Consider the following 26,150-nt stretch of genomic DNA (forward strand, 5'->3'; position numbering starts at 1 on the left):
CATTGTAAAATTATCTTATAAAGTAAAAAAACGGAGGAATGTTGCTTATGAAAAAATGGAAATTAAATAATATTAAGCTGAGTGTAAAAATGATATTTAGTCTAATAGTTCCTATTGCTTCACTAATATTGATTTCATGTATTTCTATAAAATACATAAACCAAATTCACAATGGATTGATAAAAAATATATATGAAGAAACACACATGAGCGAATATTGGCTGCTTAATGCGGATAGAGATTTTTATCAAGCATTAACTGCTCAAATGGGAATGGAAAATACCTCAGACCCAAAAGCTTTAAAGGATGCAAAATCCTCTTATTTAGAAAATCAAAAACAAACTATTGATAGAGTCCATAAAGCACGAGACATAATATATAGTGACAAAACTAAGTTTGAAAATATGAAGCATAAAGATTCAAAGTTAACATTAATTCAATTATTTGATTCCTTCGATAAAGATTTTTCCAATTGGTCAAATCTTTTTGATCCTGATAAAAATGTATTAACCAACAAAGCAGAATATCTTAAAAATTTTGATATGGCAAGAGAAAGAATAAATCAAATTGAAGAAATAATGGATGATTACAATTCCAGAGTAATTAGTGAAAATCGCTCCCTAGTAAATTCTATTACAAATATAGTAATTATTGTTTCATTATGTACAATTTTTCTTTCAATTTTGCTAGGATTGTATTTAATTATCAACATAAAGAAAAGAACTAATGTATCCATAGCATTGATGAAAAAGACAGCAAAATTTGATTTGAAATATGATAAAAGTTATGAAAAATATTTATCAGAAAAAGATGAATTTGCAGAAATTATCAATGCAGAATCAAGTATCAGAAGGGAATTTAGCAGTATTATAAAGAAAGTTACTGAAGAAACTATAGTCTTAAACGATGCTATTAAAATAGTAAATGAAAATATATTTTCTCTTAAAGATGAAATAGAAGATATATCCTCCACCACAGAAGAACTGTCTGCTGTCATGGAAGAAACAGCCGCATCTACTCAAGAAACAACAGCTGCTAGTTCTGAAATAGAGAAACATATTGAAGATATTTCTAGCAAAGCTGTGTTAGGTTCAAAATCAGTTGAAAGTATAAATGAAAGAGCTTCTAAATTAAAAAATGATTTTTCAATATCTCACAATAATACTTTAGAAATGCTTAATATGGTAAAAGAAAAATTAAAGAAGTCTTTGACACAATCTAAATCTGTAAATCAAATTAATGAATTATCTAATTCCATACTAGAAATAACTTCGCAAACAAACCTATTAGCACTTAACGCTTCTATAGAAGCTGCAAGAGCTGGTGAAGCAGGAAAAGGTTTTGCTGTTGTTGCTGATGAAATAAGAAATCTTGCAGAAACTTCAAGAACATCAGTTAATCAGATTCAAGAAATAACAAAAGTAGTTATTGATTGTGTAGAAAGTTTAACCAATAATTCAAATGAACTGCTTAAATTTGTAGAAACCGATGTTACCTGTGACTACAAAACAATGTTAGATGCCACAGATCAATATAAACTTGATGCTGACCTAGTCAATGATTTAGTAGACAACTTTAGTTCAACCTCTAAAGAGTTAGTATCATCCGTTGAAAATATAGTAACAACTATGAGCGGTATAGCCGAAGCCACAAATGAAGGTGCACTTGGTACAAGCAATATTGCTGAAAAAGTATCCTCTGTAGTAAGTAAGGCAAATGAAATAAAAGAAAGTATTAATTCCACTGAAGAAGGTTTTAAAGCTCTCAATGATATGATTTCAAAATTCAATGTATAAGATAAATTTAATATAGTATTCTAATAAAGAAGGTTGCTTTAAATACACAAATCAGCCTTCTTGACATAATTAAACACATCAATCTAATTGAAGAGCTATAAATTTATACCCTTCCAATCCATTTAAAATTTCTGTCTTTCTGCCATCAGTTTCACCAAGTTTTACTTCTTTTAACTCAAAATCATCTCCTGTTTTAATTTCTGTCTGATTCTTCTTAGATACCCATATATATTTTTTCCCATCATTTCCGTTTTTAACACACTTGTTCTTTATGTAATAAGCATTATCATTGCCAGGTAGATAAATTGTAGCCTGCATGTTTGTGTCTTCAGTTACCTTTACACTAGAAATAGTTGAAGTACCCTGCTGTGTAGAAGAAGCATTTGTGTCACTTTTTGCATTAGTATTTGTTGAGGATGCCTGAAAATTATCAGCTTTTTCTTCCTCAAGAGCAACTTCTATACTGCAGATATCGCTATTTCCACTGTTTTTGGCATCAGGAATATTTTTTACTTTACCAGTTAGTGCAATTTGTTTTTCTGCATTTAATAATTTAACAGAATATCCTTCCTTAACTTTCGATAAGTCTTTAGTATCAATTTCCACTGTCATAGTATTTTTGTTAGGCTCAGCTTTTCCACTGCCATACACTCCAAGACCTGAGCCTTTTGAAATTGGAATAGGGCTGAAGCTTTTAGGTCTTTTAATACCATAAGTTTTGGTATTAGACTCACTTTGTGTTGAAGTATTAACTTGCTGTGGAGCTTTGCTTCTGCATCCTATACATACAGTGGAAATAAGTAATATGAACATTATAATTATAGATAATCTTAACTTTTTCATTTAAAATCCTCCCAATTATTTTATTTTTTATTTGATATGATACATAAATATGCAAATAGTAAGATCCCAATTGCTATAAAAGTCAATCTGCTTATTATCATGCTGCCAGGAATTAAAAATGGTACATCTCCTAATAGATTTATTTTAATTGAAAAGAGGTAATTCTCTATAAAATTATTGCAAAACAAATCTAACTCTAAGGGAATTTTATAATTCACATTTCCTATAAAATATACAACAGGCATTAGTATAAAAATTAGAAATTCATTTATGCTGCCAAGAACCATTGCCAATCCAAATATAAAGATGGCAGGTGGCAGGAGAAAAAGCAATATAGGTACAATAAAATCCTGAAAGCTATAAAATTTAAATACTAATGCATAAAATATTAAACTTAATCCAATTGTTACTGCAGCAGTAATAGCGTAGGCAAAAAATATTGATGCACCTTTAATCAGATAATATTTTGCAGTTGACATTGGTGTAGTCATAGTGATAGTTCTTACACGAAATTCCTTTTTTGAAAAAGTATAGGTACAGAAGAACAGGAGTATAATCAGCAAAAAAGGATTTATCTCACAAATAAATTTAGAATAGCTCCACTTGGAAAAGGGCGCTGTATCACCTGTACCAAGTATTACATTATTGGTCAATATGTGATATGTAAACAATATAGTTGTTATGAACATCAGTACATATATTTTAGAAAAAATAAGTCTTTGTATTTCATATTTTATCATTCTTATATTATTCAACAGATATCTCCTCCTTAGCAAGTCCACATTCTCTTAAAAAGTCATCATAACTTAAGTTTGCTTTATACCTTCGGAACAACTTTGCAAGAATTGATTCAAACTTTTTTTCTCCTACTATTTGTTCAGCTTTATAAATTTGTAGAGGCACCAAACTATAGCTTCTGGTAGAGTTTAGACTAGCAAGTACATTAAAAAGATATTTTTCTGGAATAACATCCATATAAGATGGATTACGATAGTAAAAATTTCTTTTTAAAGATTCTAATCCTTCCTTCCAATGTTTAACATCAGCAGTGTAAGCATATTTTGCACCATATTTATACTGTAAAAACTTATATGTGCTGTATACTGTAATCCCTTCTGGAGACCAGGAAGATTGTATTTCAACTGGAAGCTTTACATTTATTCCCCACCATTGGTGACATATTTCATGAACAAGAGTTTCTACACTATTTCCATTAAGACCATTTTCGATTTTTGAAGGATTAAAGAAACCATCCTTTTCAAAAGTATCTTCTGAAATATTGCATATATTTTTTATAGCATTTCCGCCTCCAACTCCAGCATTTATTACTATATTTAAAGGAATGTCCTTTGAGTACCCCAACTTACCATATTTATCTGTAAAATAGTCCATTGATTCTTTAATAATTTGTACTGCACCTATCTTGTCTATAACAGCTTTTTGCTTAGGACTATAGTAAAATTCAACATTTATACCACCTGCATCAATTTCTTTACATTCATATTTTCCTGCCAACACAACCTCTTTTTCTTTACCTAAAAAACTCCAGGATGCTAAATGTTTCTGAGAATTTTCAGATACTTTTACAGCTTTACTCCCGGCAGCTATTACTTTGAGATTTGCTGGTAAAGTAATATGTCCTGAAATAGTATTTTCTTCGCCATCACTTCCGCCTGAATGAACTATAGGTGATGGTATTAGTGCACAACCAGCAAGACTTATATAATCATCACTTATAATATTTGACTCACTAAGTGTATATTTAAATTGAAGAATACGATTTTGACGAATCTTACCTGAATAAATTATATCCATAAAAAGCTTTTTATCTTCAGGAAGATCAATTTTTATAAACTTTTCATTATTCTCTGTTTCCTTTGTATCTTTAAAAGAAACAGATTTTCCATTTATCTTAACTGATGTAATATTGTAACCTGGATTTATGGCTATAGTCATATCTTTTGATTTTTGCTCTAAATTTTCTAGATAATAAGATGCATTTCCTATAATTGATTCATTTTTAACATCAATATTTATATCACAAAAAGTTTTTAGCATATTTATTGAATTATCAGGATCCTTTTTTTTCAACACACTTATGGATATTGCTGATTTGGAATCCTTGTTGGCAATCATTTCCTGATTTATATCTGGTGTATTATCATAATAAGGTTCATACCTAAAAAACACATAGCACATTAATAATACTGCCATTGTACAAAATACAAGATATGGTCTTAAGAAATTCATAAGTAATGAAGAAAAAATGTTTTTTTCGTATCTTCTGGTACAGATAATTCCTAGTAACAAAAGTGCTATGGAGATTAAAAACCATAGAAGTCTGTTCCAAAGTATAATATTTATCTGAAAACTATTCTCAAAACAATCTGTATATGCCGGAACTGATGTTTGAATCCACACTGCAAGATATTTATCTGCGTTTAGACTAATAAATACTAAACCTATATACAATAAGAAACTTATATCCATACGTCTTGTTATCATATAGAATCCTGCAGAAATCATTATGCTGAATACTAAAGCAGGAAGCATAATAAAACAGTAACTTTTAAGATACAAAAGAAAATTAAATAAGTTTGATAATTTAAACATAGAGTATGGCAAATATAATATAAAAGCTAAGATTACTGAAATCACTGCAGCAGTAATTATAGAAATTACTTTTGCAGTATTTAATCTTTGCATATCTGCATATGCTTCAAAAAATCCAAGCATATTATACCTAATAATTCTATCCATTTCGTAAATTGTAAATATTGCAAAGAAAATAGCTCCCAAAAGGGCACCCATTTTAACTGGAGACAAGATAGTTAGTGTATTTGCTGTTCCTGAACTTACCAATATATCTGGATGATAATGAAAACCTAAAACTGGAGACATTGCTGCAAGTATTATGAAAATCCATGTAATGCAGGAGCTTTTTAACTTTTTTAGTTCATTCCATATAAGTCTTGAAAAATTCATGCCTTCACCTCTTCTTTTAGCATGAGAAACATATATGCATCTTCTAGGGAGGGAGAAACTAAATTAATACCATCAGGTAAAACTTCTCCTACTATTCTATAATTCAAACCTTTAGCAGTAGAAATTCTTGATGTAATTTTAAAGTTTTTTTCTACTAATATATCAGCCATGCTCTCACCAATGCAGGTGGCAACGTGACCTTCTGCATTTTTTATAAGTTTTTCTGGTGTTCCATCAAAAAGAATGGTTCCTTTATCAATAACTATTAACCTGTTACATATGGACTCCACATCATCTATAATATGAGTTGATAATATTACAATTTTATTACTGGAAGCTTTAGAAAACATATTACGAAAGTTGATTCTTTCTTCAGGATCTAAACCAACAGTGGGCTCATCTAGGATTAAAAGCTCAGGATTTCCAAGCATAGCTTGAGCTATTCCCACTCTTTGCTTTTGTCCACCAGACAGTGTACTTATTTTTGAATTTCTTTTATCCATAAGATTTGTATCTAAAATTATATTCTCAATAATATTTTTTTTATCCCCTTCTAATCCCTTTAGTGCTGCAATATAATCAAGAAAGTTATAAACTGTGAGTTCATCATACAACCCAAAATCCTGTGGAAGATAACCTAGCTTATTTTTTATATATTTTTCATTGCCATAAAGCTTTTGACCATCCACTGTAACAGTTCCTGATGTCTGCAGAAGCCTAGTTACTAAAATTTTCATGAGTGTGCTCTTACCGGCACCATTTGGACCTACAAGGCCAATAAGACTTGGACTTTTTAATTGTAAATTCACATTTTTTAATGCTTCTTTACCTGTCTTGTATACCATACATAAATTACTCATATGTATTTCCATAGAAAAACCTCCTTATGTTTTTGATTCATGAATTATAATAAAGTAAAAACTTGTGGTTAACGTGTTTTTTATGTGTGTTTTGTGTGTTTTTTTACAAAATAAAAAGGACTTACTTCCAAATTATATGGAAATAAATCCTATACTAAGTATATTTTATTATTCGAAATCAGCTTTAAGTTAATATTATCTAGTTGAATAAATTAATTGACTATATATTATATGTAGTAAAAATAGCATTGAATTTTACTCCATCATCCGTATTTTCAATTTTATATTTTATGTTATGTAATTCAAAAACCATTTTAACAATGTATAATCCTAAACCACTTCCACCTGTTTTTCTGCTTCGAGATTTATCCACCCGATAAAAGGCATCAAAAATTTTTAAAATTTCTTTTTCTTCAATACGAACATCTGAATTTTTCACTTCAAATATTATTGTACTATCTACTTTTTTAAGATTAACTTTAACAACTGAATTGTTTGGTGAATGTGTAATTGCATTACCTATAATGTTGGAAAATGCCTTATAGATAAGTTTTCCATTAACTTGTGCTATTACATTATCTTCAATATTAGAAATAAGCTTAATATTTTTTTGTTCTGCCATAAAAGATATGTTTTGAATACAGTTATTTACCATTTTATTTAAACAAATATCCTGAAGATCAATAGAATTTTTCATAAAGTTCATTGATTCCATTTTGCATATATTCAGAAACTCAATGACCAATTCACCCATATTATCAACAACCTGCAATGAATGTTTAAGGTATTTTTCCCTATCTTTATAAATTCCAACATTATAAATCATTCCTTCAAGTTGACCTTTAAGTACAGTAATAGGTGTTTTTAGTTCATGTGAAATAGTAGCAAGGAATTCACGTCGCCTACCTTCAATTTCACGTTCTCTATCTATATCACTTTTAAGTTTTTTATTACTTTCTTTTAAATCATTCATGGATTTCTCAAGATTAACTGTTAGCACGTTTAAGCTTTGAGCAAGCTCCCCAATCTCATCCTTGCTGCCAACCTTACATTTTAATGCAAAATTCATATTTACCATTTCTTTAGCTATCTTATTTATTTCAATCAAAGGTTTTGAAATAATTTTTGCATAAAGTACTGCACCAATCATTGCTATGAAAAATATACAAATCAAGATATATGGCAGCAGCTTTAGTAAAACCTTTGATGCTTCACTTACTGGTTGAAGGCTAGCACTTAGGCAGAGATAATAAGTTGATGAATCATTTTTAAATTTCACTTCTTTTTTGATACTAAAGGAAGTGAGATTATTATTCTCAGCTATTGTTGTAACTGCAGTATTGGTATTTGATTTGTTAGGCGTTTTTTCTTCTGATTTATAAGGACCAAAAATCACATTTGAATTTTTTATAGAAGCAAAGCTTTCTTTTTGGAAATCCGTAACCTGAATGTCAACATTATTTTTAACTGCAAAATCTTGAATAACCCCTAGAGAATCATTAAGTGGTACACTTTTTAATTGATCTACAAGTTGATTTAAACCTTTATTTATAGTATCTTTTTTATAACTAGTATAGTAAACTGGCATGATAAAAACAATAATTACATAAATTAGTAAAGTAGAAATAAGAAGCAAAGCACTCGTAATAGCAAAAATCTTCGTAATTATGCTGTTTTTTCTAATTACCTTCAAGTTTATACCCTACCTTTCGTATGGTTTGGATATAATCCACTCCTAATTTTCTTCGTAAATTTTTAATGTGGGTATCCACTACACGTTCATCCCCATAAAAATCATATCCCCATAACTTATTCAAAATTACCTCTCTTGTAAGCACTATTCCTTTATTTTCTATAAGCATATTCAAAAGTTCAAATTCCTTTGCAGTTAATTCTAATTCTTTTGAAGCTACAAAAGCTTTTGCAGCATTTTTATCCAATTTTATATCCTTGTAAGCAACAACTGTATTATCTAAATTTGCAAAGGATTCGTTGAATCTTCTAAGAACAGCCTCTACTCTTTTTAATAAAATTTGAGGAGAAAAAGGTTTGGAAATATAATCGTCAGCCATTAAATCAAATCCTTTTATTTGATTCTGATCATCATCAAGCGCTGTTAAAATAATTATAGGAACATGAGATTCCTTACGAATCATTTCACAAACAGCAAAACCACTTATTTTGGGAAGCATAATATCTAATATTATAAGATCATATGTTGAAAGTTTGAATTTTTCAAATCCTTCTATGCCATCATTGGATGTATCCACTTCATAGCAGGCATCTTCTAAAAATGCCTTAATAATGTTTTGAATATCTATTTCATCTTCAACTACTAAAATTTTCTTCATAATATCACCTAACTGAATTATACATGGAAATTGTGTATTTCTTGTGAAGTTTAATTAAATTTTCAACTTAGACATCATAGATTTACCTTTTTCACTATAGCTAGTATCATTTACAGATTCAACCTTGAAAGTTCCATTTTCATATACAACTTCAGATATACTAGAGTTATCCAAAGCTCGCAGAGCAAAACTCTTGTCAAGGTAATCAATAATCAATCTAATTACTCCTCCATGAGCTACTACAAGTACATTTCCTCCATTGTCCTTTGAATTTTCCTCACATATATCCTTTAAGCTATTCATTACCCTTTTTATTATAATGTCATAACTTTCAGCTTCTTCTGTTTCATCCAGAGCAGCGCATGCATTACAATATTCTTTTTGAAAGTCATATTTTGCTTCTGCTTCTTTAATTGAGCTTACATTAAGATACTTAAGTATGTCACTAAACATTATATTTTGAAATTCTCCTTCGTACTTTCCAAAATAAACCTCTCTTAAGCCTTCAAGTTCTTTCAATTTCAAATTTGTACTTGCCTTATTTTCACTTATAACAATTTTTGCAGTTTTTACCGCTCTGCCTAAATCACTACTGTAAGCTGCTTTAAAATTTACATTACTAAGTCCCAATCCAGTGTTTACAGCTACCTCTATACCTTCCTTAGTAAGAACACCATCACACCAGCCTTGAGTTCTCTCAGCTTTATTTAAAATAGTTTGTCCATGTCTCATTAAATATAAAATAACTTTTCCTTTATTTTTATCTGTCATATTTTCCTCCACAACTATACATGAAATTTATCCCAATATTCTACATCATGATTATTATAACCTATATTTAAAATCATTTCATTATATAGTGATATGAATTTAAAAATTTTACAAAGTATACATCTCATAGATTTTATAGGGTATTGACAGTATAATTAATATAAGGTATTTTAAATAATGGATTTTTACAATTGAGTTTGAAATTAATTTATAGTAAAGAAGGTGTAAAATGTTTAAAAAAAGCAAACAAAATTTATCTAATGGTAACTCTTTGTTAACCATATTAAAACAATCATTTCAAGTTAGAAAAGGACCTTTTCCCTGGACCAAAGCTATAGGTGCTGCCGTATGTGCAGGATTTCCAGTAATAATGGGATTGTTATTCGGTGAGCTGCATTTAGGTCTATTAGGTGCAATAGGAAGTTTTTCATATTTATATACTTTTAACGAACCCTATGCTCAGCGTGCAAAAAAAATATTTTTTGTTGCAGCTGGCATAAGTCTCTCAGTTGCTTTAGGAACATTAATGTCACCTTATCCTATGCTGGTCATATTCACTGTAGGTATAATTGGAGCTGCTGCAACTTTTATATTTGGTGTACTTAAAATACCAGGTCCAGCAGCAATATTTTTTGTATTAAGTTTTTTAATGACAACAGGAATGACTATTGATCCATCATCAGCACCTATACGTACTGCTGTAGTTTTTGCTAGTGGCTGTTTTTCATGGATAGTTAGTATGATAGGTTGGTTTCGTAATCCACATAATCCTGAAATAAAAGCACTTAAGGAATTATACTTATCTTTAGCAGAATTTAGTGAAGCCATTGGCAGTGATAATATCAATAACGCCAGGCAGCGTGCTGTTAATGCTTTAAAAGAATCAGAAGAAACCCTTTTAACAGGTTATATTCCATGGAAAAACTCATTCTTTTTTAATAGATTAGTTCTTCTAAATGAACAAGCCAACAAGTTATTTTTGGAAATGCTTGAATTGTGCTCTAATAAAAATACTAAATTGCCAAAAGAATTTAGTGAGCTCATAAGAAAACTATATACGGGAATTGAATTGGTAGATGGAGATGTAATTAAACTAGACCCAATATCTAATGAGATGGATAAAGATTATCATAACTTTTTAGAGACAATTTATGATATCGAAGCTATTATTAATATACCATTAGAATATATTGGACATAGTATCAAAATTTCAAAACCTTCGTTAAAAATGAAGCTTATTAAAGCCTGTAATAAAGATTCAATAGTATTTGTCAATGCAGTTAGATTTGGATTTATTCTTTCAATATCAACTATGATAGCTTTTAAATTTTCATTTACAAGACCTTATTGGATTACATTATCCTGTGCCTCTGTTATGCTTGGTTCAACTATTTTGTCTACCTTTCATAGGTCAATTCAACGTTCCTGTGGTACTATTGCTGGAATAATGATAGCCCTTGTTATTTTTAAGCTGCAGCCCCAAGGTTTCATGATAGTTATAATCAATATGTGTCTAACAGCATTGACAGAACTTTTTATTGCTAAAAATTATGCCTTAGCTGCAGTATTCATCACACCAAATGCACTGCTTATAGCAGAAACTTCAACCCAAATACATAATGTTTCTTATTTTGCAGCTGCACGTATTACAGATATACTTATTGGATCTGTAATTGGGCTTATCGGTACTTACATCATTGGACACCATTCAGCTTCCAGTAGACTGCCAGATTTAATGGTAAAGTTAATACGCAGTCAAGCTAGAGTACTAGTTCGTTTAGCATCTAAAGCTGCAGAAAACAGTGAGAATAATACAGAGTGGATAAAGGAAAAAATGAAAATAAATCTTATGAATTTTAAAATGGCCTATAACACAGCATTAGGTGAAATTCCTAACGATGAGGAAATGCTTCAAATGATGTGGCCTGCAGTTTTTTCATTAGAACATATCAGTTATATACTTGAATATGGCTCCATAGTAAATAGATCTTTGAAGATATCTGATGAAAATTTAGCACAATTGCTCCTTGTATTTGAAACAATGGCAACAGCTATTGAACAAAGACTACCTGTACAACCTAAAAAAGTTCCTATTATGGAGGAACTTCCAAAAATTTGTAAGGAAATTAATATACTTCAAGAAGCACTAAGTATCAAGTGATTCTTAGGTTAAAATAAAGGATGACTTTCATATTAAAAATTATGCTCTGTGTAAGAATGCAGTGGAAGTTTGGATTTTAACTTTTACTCCGTGATATATGATAAGTATTATGAAAGCTGCGATTTGTATCATAATGTATTATAAGCAATTCTTAATATTAGAATTACAATAATTACTACACAACTTTTTAGGTGAAGGGAGCTTTGAATATATGGTGGATAAAAGCTTTTGAGTGAATTTAAGAGCTCTTATGCCTAAAATTTAAAAAATTTCGTAATTTGAATCAGGACGATTCAAGCCGCGAAAGTCCCAGGAAGGGACATTTGAGCGGGTAGGAATTTTTTAAATTTTAGACATTAGAGCTCCTTAATGAACGGTTAGCTTTTATACATCATATATTCAATGCGGACTTCACCTAAAAAGTTGTGTCGCAATGTATTTATTTATGTAATTCATTATCCCAGGGCATAACATCGCCATCCTCTTTGAGATAGTCCAGTATTTGCCATACTCCTTCATTAGTATAGGAACTTACATAAAAGATTTTCTCACAACCAGCAAGCTTTAACCATTCTTCTGCTCGTTTGGGATTACCTTCAGGTTGATCTATTTGTGTTACTATACCTATGACTTCTCGTGTTACACAAGGTACAATGTTAGGCGCAAATAGTGAATAAGGTTCTATAGAACTAATTACTAAACCCACTACATCCGCTTCATAGGAATACAGTGCAAGAGCAGATGCTAAAGATCTATTTTCTGCATATTCTCCTGGTGTATCAATAATTACATCAAAATGATTAATATATTGAGTTTTATGATATGAAATTTTTTCACCTCGTAGCGCCTGCGTGAGAGTAGTCTTTCCACATTCACTTCTACCAAATAAGATTATTTTCTTCATATATTATCACCTACGTTCTTGTCAATTCACATACGGTAAAGAGAAGGTTGTCCCTACAATAATCTATAATAGATTTCATTGCAGATTCAACTTCAGAAAGACCACCTGTTATAATCAACGTTCCACTAAATCTATCTACAAATCCTAAATCTATATTAGCAGTCTTAGTAGCTATATCTCCTGCAATAATTGTAGTTTCGCTAGGACACATAGTCATAATGCCAATAGCTGCTCTTTTATAATCAACAGTAGGATTTAATCCCAATTTCTTATATATAATTTCATCAGGACTAGCAATTATATGTGCAATGGTAATTTGTTTTCCTGGAACCATTTCCTGAATAGCTCTTATTTTACCTTCTTGATCTAGAGCATTTTTGAAATCCATATTCTCATCTCCATTCGACTTAATTTTCTGTCAATAATTCAATGATACGTTATTGCCAAATGGCTGTCAACTTGATGTCTAATTCCACCTAAAACTCGTAAAAAAATTACTAAATTTATGAGCTATTTATTAAATTAAAGCTTAAGGCATCTTCAAATTTTACACTTTAAACTTTGAAACTGTATTTACTAAGGAATCAGATTTTTCTTTTGCCTTTTCAGTTAATTCCACAACATGTCCTGACATTCTAGTTATGTAAGAAGTTTCACCTGCAATATTTTGAGCTCCACTTGCTTGTTCATTTCCACTATCAGATATTTCCTCCATCAATTTTGATACATTTTGAACTGATGAAAGAAGCTCATGAGAAGTAGTACTAAAGTCTGTTACCATGTCACTTATATCTGAAAAATTCTTACTGGATTTTTCATGAGATACTACAATTTCATTATAATCAGGCAAAATCTTTTTATCTATAAATTCCAATATTTCATAAGCACCAGATGATAAATTTCCTACAGCTTCTAAAATATTTTTAGTAACCTCCTGTATTCTACCTACAGTGTCTTTGGAATCATCAGAAAGACTCCTTATTTCATCTGCTACAACTGCAAACCCCTTACCTGCTTCTCCTGCTCTTGCAGCTTCAATAGATGCATTTAATGCTAGTAAATTAGTATTTTCCATAATATCAAGAATTGCTGAAGATAATTCATTGATCTTGGAAACCTCTTTTGACTCTTTAATAGCATTTTCCAAACTTTCTTTTGTGTTTTTGTATATACTCATTATACTCTCTCTAGATTTTATGGCCTTTTGCTTCATTTCTTCTGACATATTACTTGCTTTTGAAACACTTTCAGAACTATGCTCAGCCTTTTGTGATATAGATTCTGCATTATTTTCTATTGTCTTTGATATGTCATTTATTTCTTCAGCAGATTCAGCAGTTTTCTCTGTTGTATCCGATAACTGTTCTGTAGTTGCTGATATCTCTTCTATACTTTTATTAAGATTCTCCATTTCCATATTGATTTGTTTCATATTTTCAGTTACATTTGAAGATTGTTCTATTATATTTTTAATTATGTTTCCCTGGCTTTCCTGCATATCCTTTACTGCAGTGGCAAGTATCCCGGATTCATCTTCCATTTTTAACAATTTTTCAGGTACTGGTATCGTAAAATCACCAGATGCTACTATTTTTAAATGCTTTGTAATTGCATTTATAGGTTTTGCTATAAGTGAAGTAATAAAAAATGCTATTAATACACCTATTAATACGAATATAATAGTAGTGGCTGTCTCCAGTATTTCATTTTTCGTAAGGCTTTCCATAACTTCAGATTTAGGTACAGATATTCCTAATGACCAATTGGTACCTTTTACAGGCGCATAACCAATATATTTTTTTGTTCCATCTCTATATGTATAACCAGCTGCACCACTCTTGCCTTCCATCATATAACCTTCAAATTTCATGAGCTCCTGCAAGCTTGGATCGCTTTTACTTTTCTCAATTACATTTTCCATTTTACGTACAAGGGATATATCATTATTTGCTACATTATGTCCACTTTTGCTTATCATAAAAGTTGTTCCAGTTTTACCATACTTAATATTTTGCGTTAATTTGCTCAATTCACTTCCATCACGAGTAGCAATTAAAACTCCTTTAACTTTTCCACCATCCTTAATTGGAACGGCATAAGACATAACAAGTCTATTATCAGCTTTACCCAAAACAGGATCTGAAACTGAGCTCTTACCTTGAAGTGCTTGTTTATAGTTTTCCCTATCATATAAATTTGCCTTTACTCCATCTGTAAAGATAACATTACCACTAACATCACCTATGCCCATGCTTATATGACCACTTCTCTGCACTTCATCTTTTAAAATATTTAGCTTTTGATCTACAGGCAAGGTATCACTCTTTATATAGTAATTTCCTGCCAATGCCTCCATTGCATCTAATTGTCCTTCAACTTTAGTCTCAACAAACTTTGCAGATTGCTCTGCCATTTGAAATAAAGACTCAGTAGCATTAGAAGCTAATGTGTTATAAGATTCTATAAAAGATACTGTTCCAAGTCCTATACAAATAATTAAAATCAACACTCCAAAGGATATAGCCATTTTTGTCTTAATACTCTTAAACTTCAATTTAATTCCTCCCATTCCTCTTGCTATCAATTTATTGAAATTATGTATCAAATGATAACTGTTGTTATTTATATTTTACACTATATTAATTATTTTTCAACATTAATTATTTTTTAACATACATTTTAAACATATAAATCTTTAATACAACCTGCATAAATAGTTTTTAATTTTTTATATTATATACAAAAATCACCAGAAACTATTTATTACTTCATATGTATTTATTTCTATGCTAAAAAAAGCAGAGTTGAAAACCAATAAAACTAGGTATACAATGTCATTTGCGTAACTAATTTTATTTATACATTACACATATTTAAAAAGGAGACAGTATAACTCATGAAAAGCATTAAACAAAACATAACATTAATTATCTCATCTATATGCATACTAAGTTTATTGGTATTAGCTTCAGTAAGTTATTTTATATCTTACAATTTAATAATGAATGAATCTAAAGGTAAAATTATTGCACAATCAGGTAAATATTCTGAAATGATTAATGGATGGATGGATGGTCAAGGAAAAATAGTTAAAGAAATTGGCGGAAGCATTGAAGAAATGGATGTAAATGATAATAATAAGATTTTAGAATATTTACAAAAAAAGACAAAGGATAATCCTAACACTGCAGGTGCATATATAGGTTTCAAAGACAAACGATATTTAGACGGATCTGGATGGGTACCTGACAAAGATTTTGATTGTACTCAAAGGGATTGGTATAAAGATGCTGTCAAGAAAAATGGACTAGTTTATTCCCAGCCTTATTTAGATGAACTTACAAAGAAAATAGTAGTTTCTATATCTAAACCTATAGTAAAAAATAATGAAATAATTGGAGTTGTAAGTTGTGATATTAAATTAGATACAATTACAAATACATTAGAAAAATCAAAAACTATAAATAACAGCTATGCATTTTTATTAGATAACAAAAATAATTTTATAGTTCACCCTAATAAAGATTTTCAACCTGCTAAAGACAAAAGTAAAAACATTAGCACAATTATGAATGGAAGATTTTCTAAAATATTAAACAATCAAATAACTTTATTAAAGGATTTTGATAACAAAGAGAAATATTTTGTCAATAGTAAAATTGATTCTTGTAATTGGATTGTTGGTATTGCAGTACCTAAAAGTGAATTAGAAAAACCCTTACACTCATTACTTATAGGATTTATTTTAGTAATAATTACAGTATTAGTACTTTCAATTTTATTTTCTTTATACATAGGAGGAAAAATTGCAAATCCAATAATATCTTTAACAAAATCGGTAAATAAAACTTCTAATCTGGATTTAACTTCTGATAATAGCTGCGATTATTTATTAGGAAGAAAAGATGAAATAGGACAACTTGCTAATGCTGCAATTTCAATGAAAAGTTCAATTATAGAATTAATAAAACAAGTAAAAGATGAATCATATATAATAGAAATTATAGTAAATAATATAAAAGAGAAAATGTCAAATTTAAATGAAGATGTAACCGAAGTATCCTCAAATACAGAAGAATTATCAGCAGGTATGGAAGAAACTACTGCCTCCGCTGAAGAAATGTCAGCTGCAGCACAAGAAATAGGTCAAGCTACTCATATTATAGCTGAAAAATCCCAACAAGGTGCAGTGCAAGCTGAAAAAATAAATGAAAGAGCAGCTAAAACTAAAGAAAATATACAAATATCTCAGAAAAAAGGTTTTGAAATATTTGCAAATACAACAAAAGAACTTGAAATTTCTATAAAAAATTCAAGTGTTGCAGAAGAAATAAACGTACTTTCAGATACTATTATGGAAATAACAGAACAAACAGGTCTTTTAGCTTTAAATGCATCCATTGAAGCTGCAAGAGCAGGAGAATCAGGAAAAGGATTTGCAGTAGTTGCTGAAGAAATTAAAGAACTTGCAGAAAAATCAAAAGATGCAGCTTCTAAAATACAAAATATAACTAATAAGGTAATTGAAGCAGTAAAAAACCTTTCTCAAAATTCCACTAATATTTTAAAGTTTATGGAGACTGATGTAATTAATGATTATAAATCAATGATTACGGTGGCAGATGAATATAGTAATGATGCTAAATTTGTAGAAAGTTTAGTAGTAGGTTTTAGTTCTACCTCACAGGAACTTTTAGCATCAATTAGTGATGTACTCAAAACTATAGATGGTGTAACACAGTCTGCAAGTGAAGGAACAAATGAAGTAGTAAATATTTCAGATAAAGTACTTGGAATTAACGATAATTCAAATTATATATTAGAACAAGTGCTTAAAGCAAAAGAGTGTTCTGATAAATTAAAAATCCAAATTTCTAAATTTAAAATTTAAGCAAATTTTTAAAAACAGCAATTATAAGATTTCTTCTAATCTAATTTTAAAAATGTGGCTGCTGCATTAAGAATAATTGTGTGTAAATTTCTTAGTGCAGCAGCCGCATTTTTTACATAATATAACATTGAACATATTATAAAATTGTTATTTCTTTATTCTTGTTTTTAGCAGGACAACAAATCTTTTATCTTATAAGTATCCCATAAAAAATAATATCTATTAATTCTTCAATTCCCTTATTCAAACTCATATTGTTTTCTTGAAGGAACTCATCACTTAATAAGGCTAATGTAACTTTATCAAGTACATAATTTATAATTTGCGGGTTTATCTTTTTTGACACTTCACCACTTTTTATTCCTTCATCTAATATATTCCTTACCATTTTAAGTTTAAAATTTCTCTGTTCCTCTAATGCACTCCATAATTCTGGATACATTTTTCTAATTTCCTCTAAAAGCTCTAAAGGTATATTATATTTATGGTATGAAATCATTGCAGCTGTTAGTTTTTCTTTAAGTTCATGAGCTTCTGCAACAGCCGCTTCAGTTAGATTTTTATTATCTTCTAAGCTGCTTCTTACAAGTTCTATCATTAATTCATCTTTACTTTTGAAATATGTGTATATAGTCTGTTTTCCTATATGGAGCTCTTTTGAAATATCATTCATAGTAAAGCCATTTATACCCTTAACTTTAACAAGCCTATAAACAGCATCAAGTATTCTTTCTTTCAAGCTATTCCCTCCTTATTTTACATTGATATTATAACATGAATAAGTTTTAATCATAATCCTAACTTTTTAAAATTCTGCTGCTACTATACCCTGTAAGAAGTTTATATATAGCATCTGTACCAAACTTAAGTGCTTTTATTGGTATTCTTTCATTTGCTGAATGTATAAGCTTAGAATAATCTACACCCTTTTCAAAATACATTGGTGTAAAACCATAAGTCTGTATTCCAAGTTTTGAAAAATGTCTTGCATCTGTTACCCCGCTTGCAAAATAAGGTATTGGTGCACCCTCATTATCCTTTTCCTTTAAAATGTCTCCTAAAAATTTATAAAGTCCCATATTAAGCTTATTGGGTCCTTTCACAAAGTTTGTAATTTCCATGTTAACTTCTTTTCCAAGTAATGTTTTTATTTCTTTCTTAAGATTATCTGAACCATACCCAGGCAGTATTCTACCATCAAACTCAAGAGTTATTTCTTGTGGTATAACATTAATTTTCTTTCCTCCCCTTACAATTGTAGGAGTAATTGTATTGTGAAGCAGTGGCTCGAAAAATCTCCCTTTACCCTTTAAAAGCTTAAGTGTCTTATTGCAGGTAATAGGATTCATCAGTGATTTAAAAATAATTTTATATGGAGATGGCAGTACGGCTGAAAGCTCAGATAACATCAGTTTTACTTCAGGTATAATGTGACAAGGCAAGTACTTTTTATCCATTGTATTCAGAACGTATCCAAGCTGCCCCATTGCTCCTCCCCTAACAGGCATAGAACCATGGCCGCCTTCACCCTTAAATGTCATTTTCACATCACATTTTTGCTTTTCTCCTATCATTATGGGATAAACTTTCCTTTCTCCAAAATACATAGTAAATCCACCAATTTCTCCAATAGCATATTTTACATCTTTAAAAAGTCCTGCATATTCATCACATACATATTTTGCCCCTTGTATTCCACCATTTTCTTCATCACACACAATCATTAAAATAATATCTCCAGAAGGCTTTTTTCCTTCCCTTTTCATTTTTATAAGCGCTGAACACATCATTGCAACTGCACCCTTCATATCCAGAGTACCTCTTCCCCAAATACATCCATCACTTATTTTTCCTGTAAACGGACCATGCTTCCAATTTTCACCTTCTGTTGTGACAACATCAACATGACCATACATAAGTAAAGGAGGTGCTTCGCTTTTTCCTTCATAACAAACATATAAATTAAGTCTCTCATCATTTTTGCCTATGATTTGAGTTTTAAATCCTTCACTCTTAAAAATGCCTTCAAGAAATAATATACATTCTCTCTCCTTTCCTGGAGGATTTGTAGTGTTAAAGCCTATAAGCCTTTGAAGTAAATTTATACTAAAATCATCAATATTAATCCCCATACTTATTCCCCCTATTTATTTCACAAGTAAATTACCATGTTCCTTTGGAAGCAGGCATTTATATAAATATTTTTTAAGTCTTTTTAATTCTTCAATTTCCTTATCATTAAAATCGTATAAATTTTCACCACTTTCAAGCTGCTTTAAAAGTTTTTCAAATCTTAAAAATTTAAATGTGTTACAGTAATTATTTTGAAATCCTGTGTAGATGTATATTGGTAAAACTTTAAGACCTGTAATCAAAGTAACCTGTTTTTCTTTTAAAATGCCTTTTGAAATTTCAAGACCAATTATCCAGGAAAGCTTTGTATTTTTCGTATATTTATGATAAGCTACAAAATCTCCAAGAGAATATATAATAAATCCATTCTTTGCTTCACCTGTAAAAGGATCTTTAAATTCATATTTTTCCATAGGCTGTACAACATGAGGATGACCACCAAGAATGATATCAATTCCACATTCCATAATTTTATGCCCCATATCAATTACATTTTGAATAGGATAGGTTTCAAATTCAATACTCCAATGAAGCACTGCCACAACAATATCTGCTCCCTTTTTCCTAGCACTAGCAGCATGTTTTTTTATAATTTCAATATCCGTATCAGGTTTATTTAATCTAATATAATTTGTAAGATATTCTTTTTCCTTTGTCGTTTCTCTTCCATTAAGACTATAAGTATAAGATAAAAAAGCAATTTTAATACCGTTCTTTTCTATTATAGGTGTATCATCCTGTTCTTCTTTTGATCTTGACGTACCAACATGTGGATATCCCTTAGAATCAAGGAAATCAAGATTTTCAATTAAACCATCCTCACCTTGGTCAAGACAATGATTATTAGCTGTAGAAAAAAAATTTATACCTTTTCCATTTAAGCAAAACCTTTCAAACATTTCAGGACTTGTATTTAAAGCAGGTGGGGATGTAAATTCTGTAGGCACACCCTTTGAAGAATGTTTAGGATTTAATGGTGCTTCCAAATTTGCCACAACAATATCTCCAGAAAAATAAAAATCACCTACATCTTCCCACATGTTTTTTGTATTATCTGGTCTTATATGAGCCGATGCATTTAAATCACCTGCAGCAGTTAAAAACAAGCTGCTCTTTTTAACAAAATCCTTTGGTGGATTGTAATTCAAATTTTGATATAAAAAATATTCTTCAATATTCTTTCCTCTTTCCCCCATATCAGGCTGTTTAATAAAAAATTTATATCCCCACCAAAGCTTTTCTCTCCAATCCATGTATTTGAAATTATCTTCATATTCCTGTGAATACTTATATTTTTTATAATTTATTAAACCAGCTGTTTTTAATACTGTTTTTATCATACCTGTTTTAATACTCAATACACTCCCACCCTTAAATCTTTTTAAAAACTATAAATACGTTTTGGGTTTTTATAGTCTTAAAGTTATTATAGGACTACAGAAAATTTCTGTCAATAACAAAATGGGAAAGTGCATGGACCATTCCAAATATGATCATAGTTAATACTGCCGGAATACAGTCAAGCCAAAATGCTGTACAAATAAGACAACATACAGGAAAAATGAAATAATCCTAAATATATTTTCAATAGTCCCTATAAATCTCATACTACTTCCAAGGGTATCAGGAATGTCTGTTGGTGGTGATATAAAATAAACAATGTTAGGCAGCATAAGCAATGTGAATATAATGACTGCTTTATAGGAAAAGGTAAACTTATAAGATCATTATTAGATTATATCAAATCGTAAAATTCGATTAAATTGATTAAAATAATCGACTTATCATTGTATATGTTTTATGATACACTGATGTAAAATACAATTTAAGTTAAAATTCAAACTTCCGCTGCATCTCGCAGTACATTATGCTTAATTGGTGTATTAATTAAAAAGAGAGGATTGAATAAATTTATGGATAGTAATTATATAAAAAAATTAGCTTACTCCTTTGGTGCTGATGTATGTGGAATTGGGAGTATAGATAGATTTAAAGATGCTCCAAAGGGTTTTCATCCACTGGATATTTATCCTGAAGCAAAATCAGTTATATCCATTGGTAAACACTTTCCAGCAAGCTTATTTGCTGCAAATACAAAAGCTCCTTATACTCTTGTAAAAAATAAATCAGTTCAATTATTAGATGACATTGCCATTAAACTGACTTTTCATATTGAAGATCAAGGTTACAAGGCAATTCCAATTCCATCTGACGAACCTTATGAATATTGGGATTCAGAAAACAAACATGGCAGGGGAATATTGTCACTAAAGCATGCAGCTCAAGCTTGTGGTGTAGGATGTATTGGAAAAAACACATTATTGGTAAATGAAAAATACGGCAACAGGCTTTATCTTGGAGCAGTGATTACAAATATAGAATTAGCTTCAGATGCTTTATCACGTAATTTATGTATTGAAAGCTGCAATCTTTGTTTAAAATCCTGTCCTCAATCTGCACTAGATGGCACTACAATAATTCAAAAGAAATGTAGACAATCCTGTATCTCCTCAACTCCTGGTGGTGGCTTTATATATTCCTGCTATACTTGTAGAGAAGTATGTCCTTTTTCAAAAATATCAAGTGATTCTTAAGTTCAGATGGAGTTTGCTTACAAGAATGACTTTCTCCTGAGCAAAGCTAGTTAAATGTCATTTAGACATTTAACCCAGCTGAACCTGAACTTAAGAAGAACTTATCCAGGCGCGTAGCAGTGATTATCCACCACTTTGATAGAAAAGCATATATCCCAAATCTTCGATTTGGTGATAGTCGCTTTCACTGTGTGCGATGGGGTGTTAGCAATGGTAGCGATCGGATAAAAATAAAGTTCCATTAAAGCTTATATTTTAAAGCTTTAATGGAACTTTATTTTTTAATTCATTTTTCTATTTGATAGTAAAGCTATCCATTATTTGAAAGTTCATTCTAAAACCTTTGAAAGAAGAGTTATCAGTACCATTTATTTTATTTGTTATAAAAATGTAATAATTTTGCCCAAGTTCATATGGTTTATATGGAGTTATACTTATAGATTTTTTATCTTCCAACAAACGTACTGCTGTTGGAATTATATTTCCATTGCTATCTGTCACATAAACATTTGAACCATTTACATTTTGTTCTTTAAGCTGTTGATTAAAGCATATTTTCCACTGCTTATTTTGAGAAACATTTGAGTAATTCTTTAAATCCTGCCAGTTTTTGTCCTTTAACCAATTGATATCTACAGGTAAATTTATTTTACTTAAAGGAAATGCGGATTTTTCATTATATTTTTGCGGAGTTCCCAGTGCATATTGTACACTTACATTACTATTTAATTTTAAATCCTTTATTTTGTTCTTCCATTGATCATTGTTATTAACATAAAACAGCTCTGATTCATTACTTTCATTTTGAATTTCTAAAAATATAAAATCATTTGTGGTATATATATTTTTTAACTGACCCAAAATGAAAGAGGAACCTATTATTGGATTATCATCATCTTTTTTAGCACCTAGCAAATCATAAACTTTTCCAGAAGAATTTTTTACGCTTATGTTTGGAGATGATACTTGAGTCTTTATTATAGTATAAGGATAAGTTACCATTTGATTTACTAATGAATTTTTATCTGGCTTTGTTTCTTCTACCAATATATTTGCTTTTCCATTTGCATCTTCTACAGAATCTACTTTAATACTGTAACCACCAGTAGGTTTTTCTCCTGACATAACAGCCACATATAAATTATTTGAAGTACTGTCTAAATAATAAACAAATCCTTCAGTATTCTTATAGGTATCTATTGCTTTTGTTAAAGCGTCTGGAGCATCATTATATGTTATCACCTGAAAGTTAACTTTATTATAAACTTCTGGCTGCTGGCTAACATAGTTTGTAACCTGAGTTACCCCAGCTCCCTTTGCTGAAATAGGTGCCCATATCACTCCTGCAGCTAGCACAATACATATAGGTATTAATTTTTTTCTAATCATTTATAAATCTCCCCCTAATTATATAGTTTCTACTATTTCACACATAATTCATTTTCACTACTTAGACGTATAAAAAACAAAATGCGCTCCATATTTTTTTGTAAATATTATTTTATGGATTTAGCTATATCTATCAAAGAGTTTTCAGGCAAATTACCACTTAAAGTATATTGTATATCACTGCTTATCCAGCTGATTTTTGTATCTGTGTCATTTTGACTTTCATATGCCTTATTGTTTCCAACTGATATAATTTTATCTTCTTTCAAATTGGATAAATTTTTGCTTTGCAATATTTCAAAATAGGAAGAATCAGAGCTATAACTCAATTTAACACATTTTTCATTATGATCTGGAATAGATATATTAGTAAGAGCAAACCCTTGTGGAACATAAGAAGGAAGTAAAATCTTACCTTCAAAATAATTTTCAGCAGTTTCTATGTCTAAAGGTCTTTCCGAACAACTTAAATTAGCTCTTTCAGGAACACTCCTATCAATATCCTTATCAACATCCTTTTTAGCATTCATTTGATCTTTAGAAGTATCTTTAGATGGATTTAATGGCTTATTATTAGTACCATTTGAACTTTGTGAAGTTGTGTCTGCTTTTTTAATTATTGTATTAGTATTAGTTGTTAAATTAGAATTTTCAGTTATTGTATTAGAATTTAAATTTTTATTTTGTGCTTCAGAATTATGCTTTTTTTCATTATTTAAAGCTAAATCTTTAGAATCATCTACTTTGTTGTTTTCTGCAATTTTAGGAAGATCCTTATTTTTCTTTATAGTACTTTTATCCTCATGTTTTACCGAATTATAAGCAACATTAGTATTATGTGAAAAATGATTATATATTCCAAAAGTAACTATTAAAGCAGCAGCTGAAACAGTAGAAACAATTAATGGGTTTAATTTAAAAAATCTTTTATTATTGCATTTTTCTAAAGTTTTTCTTTCTAATTCATCAGTTACATAAATATCTTCAAGAATTTCATCTGATATTTGTTTGAAATTTTCCAAATTATCTTTCATATTCAATCTTCCCACCTATATTAGATTTTAACACAGTTCTAGCACGAAAAAGCCGGCTGCGTACAGTTCCTTCTGGTATTTTCAACATGCTGCTTATATCACCAGTGGACAGTCCTTCATAATAATAAAGAATTATAAGTTCCTTATATTTACGGGGTAAATTCATAACTTCTTTTAACAATTTTTCATTTTCAATTTTATTTATAACTTTAGTATCTACATTTTCACAAGCATCTGGCAGTGAATCATCACTAATATCCTTAAACATGACAACTTTTTTAAACCAGGAAATTCTAAGCATATCCTTACAGGTATTCATAGTAATAGTTATAATCCAGGTTTTTTCACTACTCTGATTTTTGAATTTATCAAAATTTTTATAAACCTTGATAAATACCTCCTGAAAAGCATCTTCTGCTAAATACCTATCTTTTAAATATATATAAGCAATTCGCAGCACATCATTTCCATAGCTGCGTATTAACCTTTTTATTTCTTCATTCATATTTTAACAATATCTCATTCAAGATATTTTTCCCTCCATCAAGTAATTGTTAATACTAAATAAGCTTTCTAAAATTAGACGTATAGAATTTTAATTACGCTTCATAAATAAATAAAAAATATACTACTTTTCTTATAAACATAAGATCAGCATTTTGAAACTGATAATCTATTATTTACAAAATATGTTACAATTGTTTTATAATATTGAATTACGAATATTTTTCACAAAGAAAGTGAGGATTTTTATGAATATAATTGATTTGACACATACTATTTCAGAAAACATGCCAGTTTATCCAGGTACAGATGGACCTAAATTAGACGTTGCAAGTACCTATGAAAAAAATGGCTTTAAGGAAACTTTACTTACAATGTTTTCTCACACAGGAACTCATATGGACTCACCTGCACATTTATTTTCCAAAAGAACTACTCTGGACTCATTTTCTGCAGAACAATTTGTAGGAAAAGGTTTAGTTATTGATTGTAGTGATTTAAAAGAAGGCGAAAAAATCACCATAAAATATATTGAAGCTGTAAAGGAAAAGGCAGATAAAGCACAATTTATTCTTTTTCACACTGGCTGGGATAAATATTGGGGCACAAGCTCCTATTTTGGAGAATACCCTTATATCACAGAAGAAGTTGCTGAATACTTATTAGGAAGCAGTAAGAAAGGTGTAGGTTTGGATGTTATAGGTATTGATCCTATTTCAGATGAAAACTTAACAATTCACAAAAAACTTTTAGCAAAAAGTGATATAGTTATCATTGAAAACTTAACCTGTTTGGACAAGGTTGGAGATGATTTATTTACCTTTTGTGCACTTCCACTAAAATTTAAGAATTCTGATGGAGCACCTGTTAGAGCAATTGCCATTTTAGACGATAACAAACAAAACTTTAACTTAATATAATAAGCAAGGCTTGG

Annotated in this window: 21 protein-coding genes; 5 read left to right on the forward strand and 16 right to left on the reverse strand. The window is 29.9% G+C overall.

The window, feature by feature from the left end; all coding sequences use genetic code 11:
• Window positions 1–47: 47 nt before the first annotated feature.
• A complete protein-coding gene (locus Ccar_RS09955; protein WP_007062227.1) occupies window positions 48–1,796 on the forward strand; it encodes a methyl-accepting chemotaxis protein in 1,749 nt (582 codons plus the stop codon).
• A gap of 78 nt (window positions 1,797–1,874) precedes the next feature.
• Here the strand turns inward: Ccar_RS09955 and Ccar_RS09960 are convergent, their stop codons facing one another.
• From Ccar_RS09960 to Ccar_RS09995, 7 genes are all read right to left on the reverse strand, one after another.
• Window positions 1,875–2,639, reverse strand: coding sequence for an efflux RND transporter periplasmic adaptor subunit (locus Ccar_RS09960; protein WP_007062226.1), 765 nt, complete (start codon window positions 2,637–2,639; stop codon window positions 1,875–1,877).
• 20 nt (window positions 2,640–2,659) lie between these two features.
• Window positions 2,660–3,394 (reverse strand): hypothetical protein, encoded by a 735-nt coding sequence (locus tag Ccar_RS09965; RefSeq protein ID WP_007062225.1) that lies wholly within the window; start codon window positions 3,392–3,394, stop codon window positions 2,660–2,662.
• The gene (locus tag Ccar_RS27375; RefSeq protein WP_242852193.1) at window positions 3,387–5,624 is read right to left on the reverse strand and encodes a gluzincin family metallopeptidase; all 2,238 of its coding nucleotides are present in this window, start codon (window positions 5,622–5,624) and stop codon (window positions 3,387–3,389) included. The genes Ccar_RS09965 and Ccar_RS27375 overlap by 8 nt, the downstream gene beginning before the upstream one ends.
• The gene (locus Ccar_RS09980; RefSeq protein ID WP_007062222.1) at window positions 5,621–6,496 is read right to left on the reverse strand and encodes an ATP-binding cassette domain-containing protein; all 876 of its coding nucleotides are present in this window, start codon (window positions 6,494–6,496) and stop codon (window positions 5,621–5,623) included. The genes Ccar_RS27375 and Ccar_RS09980 overlap by 4 nt, the downstream gene beginning before the upstream one ends.
• Window positions 6,497–6,704: 208 nt before the next feature.
• Window positions 6,705–8,177 (reverse strand): sensor histidine kinase, encoded by a 1,473-nt coding sequence (locus tag Ccar_RS09985; protein ID WP_048030051.1) that lies wholly within the window; start codon window positions 8,175–8,177, stop codon window positions 6,705–6,707.
• The gene (locus Ccar_RS09990; RefSeq protein ID WP_007062219.1) at window positions 8,164–8,835 is read right to left on the reverse strand and encodes a response regulator transcription factor; all 672 of its coding nucleotides are present in this window, start codon (window positions 8,833–8,835) and stop codon (window positions 8,164–8,166) included. The genes Ccar_RS09985 and Ccar_RS09990 overlap by 14 nt, the downstream gene beginning before the upstream one ends.
• Window positions 8,836–8,889: 54 nt before the next feature.
• Complete coding sequence (locus Ccar_RS09995) at window positions 8,890–9,606, reverse strand: histidine phosphatase family protein (RefSeq protein WP_007062218.1); 717 nt, start codon at window positions 9,604–9,606, stop codon at window positions 8,890–8,892.
• 229 nt (window positions 9,607–9,835) lie between these two features.
• On the opposite strand from Ccar_RS09995, the gene Ccar_RS10000 reads away from it, so the two are divergent.
• Complete coding sequence (locus tag Ccar_RS10000) at window positions 9,836–11,767, forward strand: FUSC family protein (protein ID WP_007062217.1); 1,932 nt, start codon at window positions 9,836–9,838, stop codon at window positions 11,765–11,767.
• A gap of 439 nt (window positions 11,768–12,206) precedes the next feature.
• Here the strand turns inward: Ccar_RS10000 and Ccar_RS10005 are convergent, their stop codons facing one another.
• The 3 genes from Ccar_RS10005 to Ccar_RS10015 all read right to left on the reverse strand — a co-directional run bounded on the left by Ccar_RS10005 (window position 12,207) and on the right by Ccar_RS10015 (window position 15,225).
• Entirely contained in the window at window positions 12,207–12,671 is a 465-nt protein-coding gene (locus tag Ccar_RS10005; protein WP_007062216.1) for a EutP/PduV family microcompartment system protein, read from the reverse strand.
• Window positions 12,672–12,681: 10 nt separating this feature from the next.
• The gene (locus tag Ccar_RS10010; RefSeq protein ID WP_007062215.1) at window positions 12,682–13,059 is read right to left on the reverse strand and encodes a BMC domain-containing protein; all 378 of its coding nucleotides are present in this window, start codon (window positions 13,057–13,059) and stop codon (window positions 12,682–12,684) included.
• Between the two features lie 159 nt (window positions 13,060–13,218).
• Entirely contained in the window at window positions 13,219–15,225 is a 2,007-nt protein-coding gene (locus Ccar_RS10015; protein ID WP_007064721.1) for a methyl-accepting chemotaxis protein, read from the reverse strand.
• A 342-nt stretch (window positions 15,226–15,567) separates the two neighbouring features.
• On the opposite strand from Ccar_RS10015, the gene Ccar_RS10020 reads away from it, so the two are divergent.
• On the forward strand, window positions 15,568–17,562 hold the full coding sequence (locus tag Ccar_RS10020) for a methyl-accepting chemotaxis protein (protein WP_007064028.1): 1,995 nt from the start codon (window positions 15,568–15,570) through the stop codon (window positions 17,560–17,562).
• Window positions 17,563–17,749: 187 nt separating this feature from the next.
• Here the strand turns inward: Ccar_RS10020 and Ccar_RS10025 are convergent, their stop codons facing one another.
• The 3 genes from Ccar_RS10025 to Ccar_RS10035 are packed head-to-tail and all read right to left on the reverse strand — an operon-like array spanning window position 17,750 to window position 21,053.
• Entirely contained in the window at window positions 17,750–18,301 is a 552-nt protein-coding gene (locus tag Ccar_RS10025; protein ID WP_007064027.1) for a TetR/AcrR family transcriptional regulator, read from the reverse strand.
• A gap of 58 nt (window positions 18,302–18,359) precedes the next feature.
• Window positions 18,360–19,694 carry a M20/M25/M40 family metallo-hydrolase gene (locus Ccar_RS10030; RefSeq protein ID WP_007064026.1) on the reverse strand — a complete coding sequence of 445 codons (1,335 nt, stop codon included), beginning with the start codon at window positions 19,692–19,694 and terminating at the stop codon, window positions 18,360–18,362.
• A 15-nt stretch (window positions 19,695–19,709) separates the two neighbouring features.
• Entirely contained in the window at window positions 19,710–21,053 is a 1,344-nt protein-coding gene (locus Ccar_RS10035) for a CapA family protein (RefSeq protein WP_007064025.1), read from the reverse strand.
• Window positions 21,054–21,608: 555 nt separating this feature from the next.
• On the opposite strand from Ccar_RS10035, the gene Ccar_RS10040 reads away from it, so the two are divergent.
• Complete coding sequence (locus Ccar_RS10040; protein ID WP_007064024.1) at window positions 21,609–22,289, forward strand: epoxyqueuosine reductase; 681 nt, start codon at window positions 21,609–21,611, stop codon at window positions 22,287–22,289.
• A gap of 294 nt (window positions 22,290–22,583) precedes the next feature.
• Here Ccar_RS10040 and Ccar_RS10045 read toward each other — a convergent pair whose 3' ends face one another.
• The 3 genes from Ccar_RS10045 to Ccar_RS10055 all read right to left on the reverse strand — a co-directional run bounded on the left by Ccar_RS10045 (window position 22,584) and on the right by Ccar_RS10055 (window position 25,217).
• Window positions 22,584–23,678, reverse strand: coding sequence for a protease complex subunit PrcB family protein (locus tag Ccar_RS10045; RefSeq protein WP_007062611.1), 1,095 nt, complete (start codon window positions 23,676–23,678; stop codon window positions 22,584–22,586).
• Window positions 23,679–23,785: 107 nt separating this feature from the next.
• Complete coding sequence (locus Ccar_RS10050) at window positions 23,786–24,712, reverse strand: DUF4367 domain-containing protein (protein ID WP_007062610.1); 927 nt, start codon at window positions 24,710–24,712, stop codon at window positions 23,786–23,788.
• Window positions 24,702–25,217 (reverse strand): sigma-70 family RNA polymerase sigma factor, encoded by a 516-nt coding sequence (locus Ccar_RS10055; protein ID WP_007064724.1) that lies wholly within the window; start codon window positions 25,215–25,217, stop codon window positions 24,702–24,704. Before Ccar_RS10055 ends, Ccar_RS10050 begins: the two co-directional genes overlap by 11 nt.
• Window positions 25,218–25,464: 247 nt before the next feature.
• Between Ccar_RS10055 and Ccar_RS10060 the strand changes: the two genes are divergently transcribed.
• On the forward strand, window positions 25,465–26,136 hold the full coding sequence (locus tag Ccar_RS10060; RefSeq protein ID WP_007062608.1) for a cyclase family protein: 672 nt from the start codon (window positions 25,465–25,467) through the stop codon (window positions 26,134–26,136).
• The last annotated feature ends 14 nt before the right edge of the window (window positions 26,137–26,150 follow it).

This window comes from Clostridium carboxidivorans P7 (assembly GCF_001038625.1).
Taxonomy (GTDB): Bacteria; Bacillota; Clostridia; order Clostridiales; family Clostridiaceae; genus Clostridium_AM; species Clostridium_AM carboxidivorans.

Coding starts and splice junctions, on each gene's coding strand:
- Ccar_RS09955 (WP_007062227.1), top strand. CDS start 48: ATGAAAAAATGGAAATTAAATAATATTAAGCTGAGTGTAAAAATGATA.
- Ccar_RS09960 (WP_007062226.1), bottom strand. CDS start 2,639: ATGAAAAAGTTAAGATTATCTATAATTATAATGTTCATATTACTTATT.
- Ccar_RS27375 (WP_242852193.1), bottom strand. CDS start 5,624: ATGAATTTTTCAAGACTTATATGGAATGAACTAAAAAAGTTAAAAAGC.
- Ccar_RS09980 (WP_007062222.1), bottom strand. CDS start 6,496: ATGGAAATACATATGAGTAATTTATGTATGGTATACAAGACAGGTAAA.
- Ccar_RS09990 (WP_007062219.1), bottom strand. CDS start 8,835: ATGAAGAAAATTTTAGTAGTTGAAGATGAAATAGATATTCAAAACATT.
- Ccar_RS09995 (WP_007062218.1), bottom strand. CDS start 9,606: ATGACAGATAAAAATAAAGGAAAAGTTATTTTATATTTAATGAGACAT.
- Ccar_RS10000 (WP_007062217.1), top strand. CDS start 9,836: ATGTTTAAAAAAAGCAAACAAAATTTATCTAATGGTAACTCTTTGTTA.
- Ccar_RS10005 (WP_007062216.1), bottom strand. CDS start 12,671: ATGAAGAAAATAATCTTATTTGGTAGAAGTGAATGTGGAAAGACTACT.
- Ccar_RS10010 (WP_007062215.1), bottom strand. CDS start 13,059: ATGGATTTCAAAAATGCTCTAGATCAAGAAGGTAAAATAAGAGCTATT.
- Ccar_RS10020 (WP_007064028.1), top strand. CDS start 15,568: ATGAAAAGCATTAAACAAAACATAACATTAATTATCTCATCTATATGC.
- Ccar_RS10030 (WP_007064026.1), bottom strand. CDS start 19,694: ATGGGGATTAATATTGATGATTTTAGTATAAATTTACTTCAAAGGCTT.
- Ccar_RS10040 (WP_007064024.1), top strand. CDS start 21,609: ATGGATAGTAATTATATAAAAAAATTAGCTTACTCCTTTGGTGCTGAT.
- Ccar_RS10045 (WP_007062611.1), bottom strand. CDS start 23,678: ATGATTAGAAAAAAATTAATACCTATATGTATTGTGCTAGCTGCAGGA.
- Ccar_RS10050 (WP_007062610.1), bottom strand. CDS start 24,712: ATGAAAGATAATTTGGAAAATTTCAAACAAATATCAGATGAAATTCTT.
- Ccar_RS10055 (WP_007064724.1), bottom strand. CDS start 25,217: ATGAATGAAGAAATAAAAAGGTTAATACGCAGCTATGGAAATGATGTG.
- Ccar_RS10060 (WP_007062608.1), top strand. CDS start 25,465: ATGAATATAATTGATTTGACACATACTATTTCAGAAAACATGCCAGTT.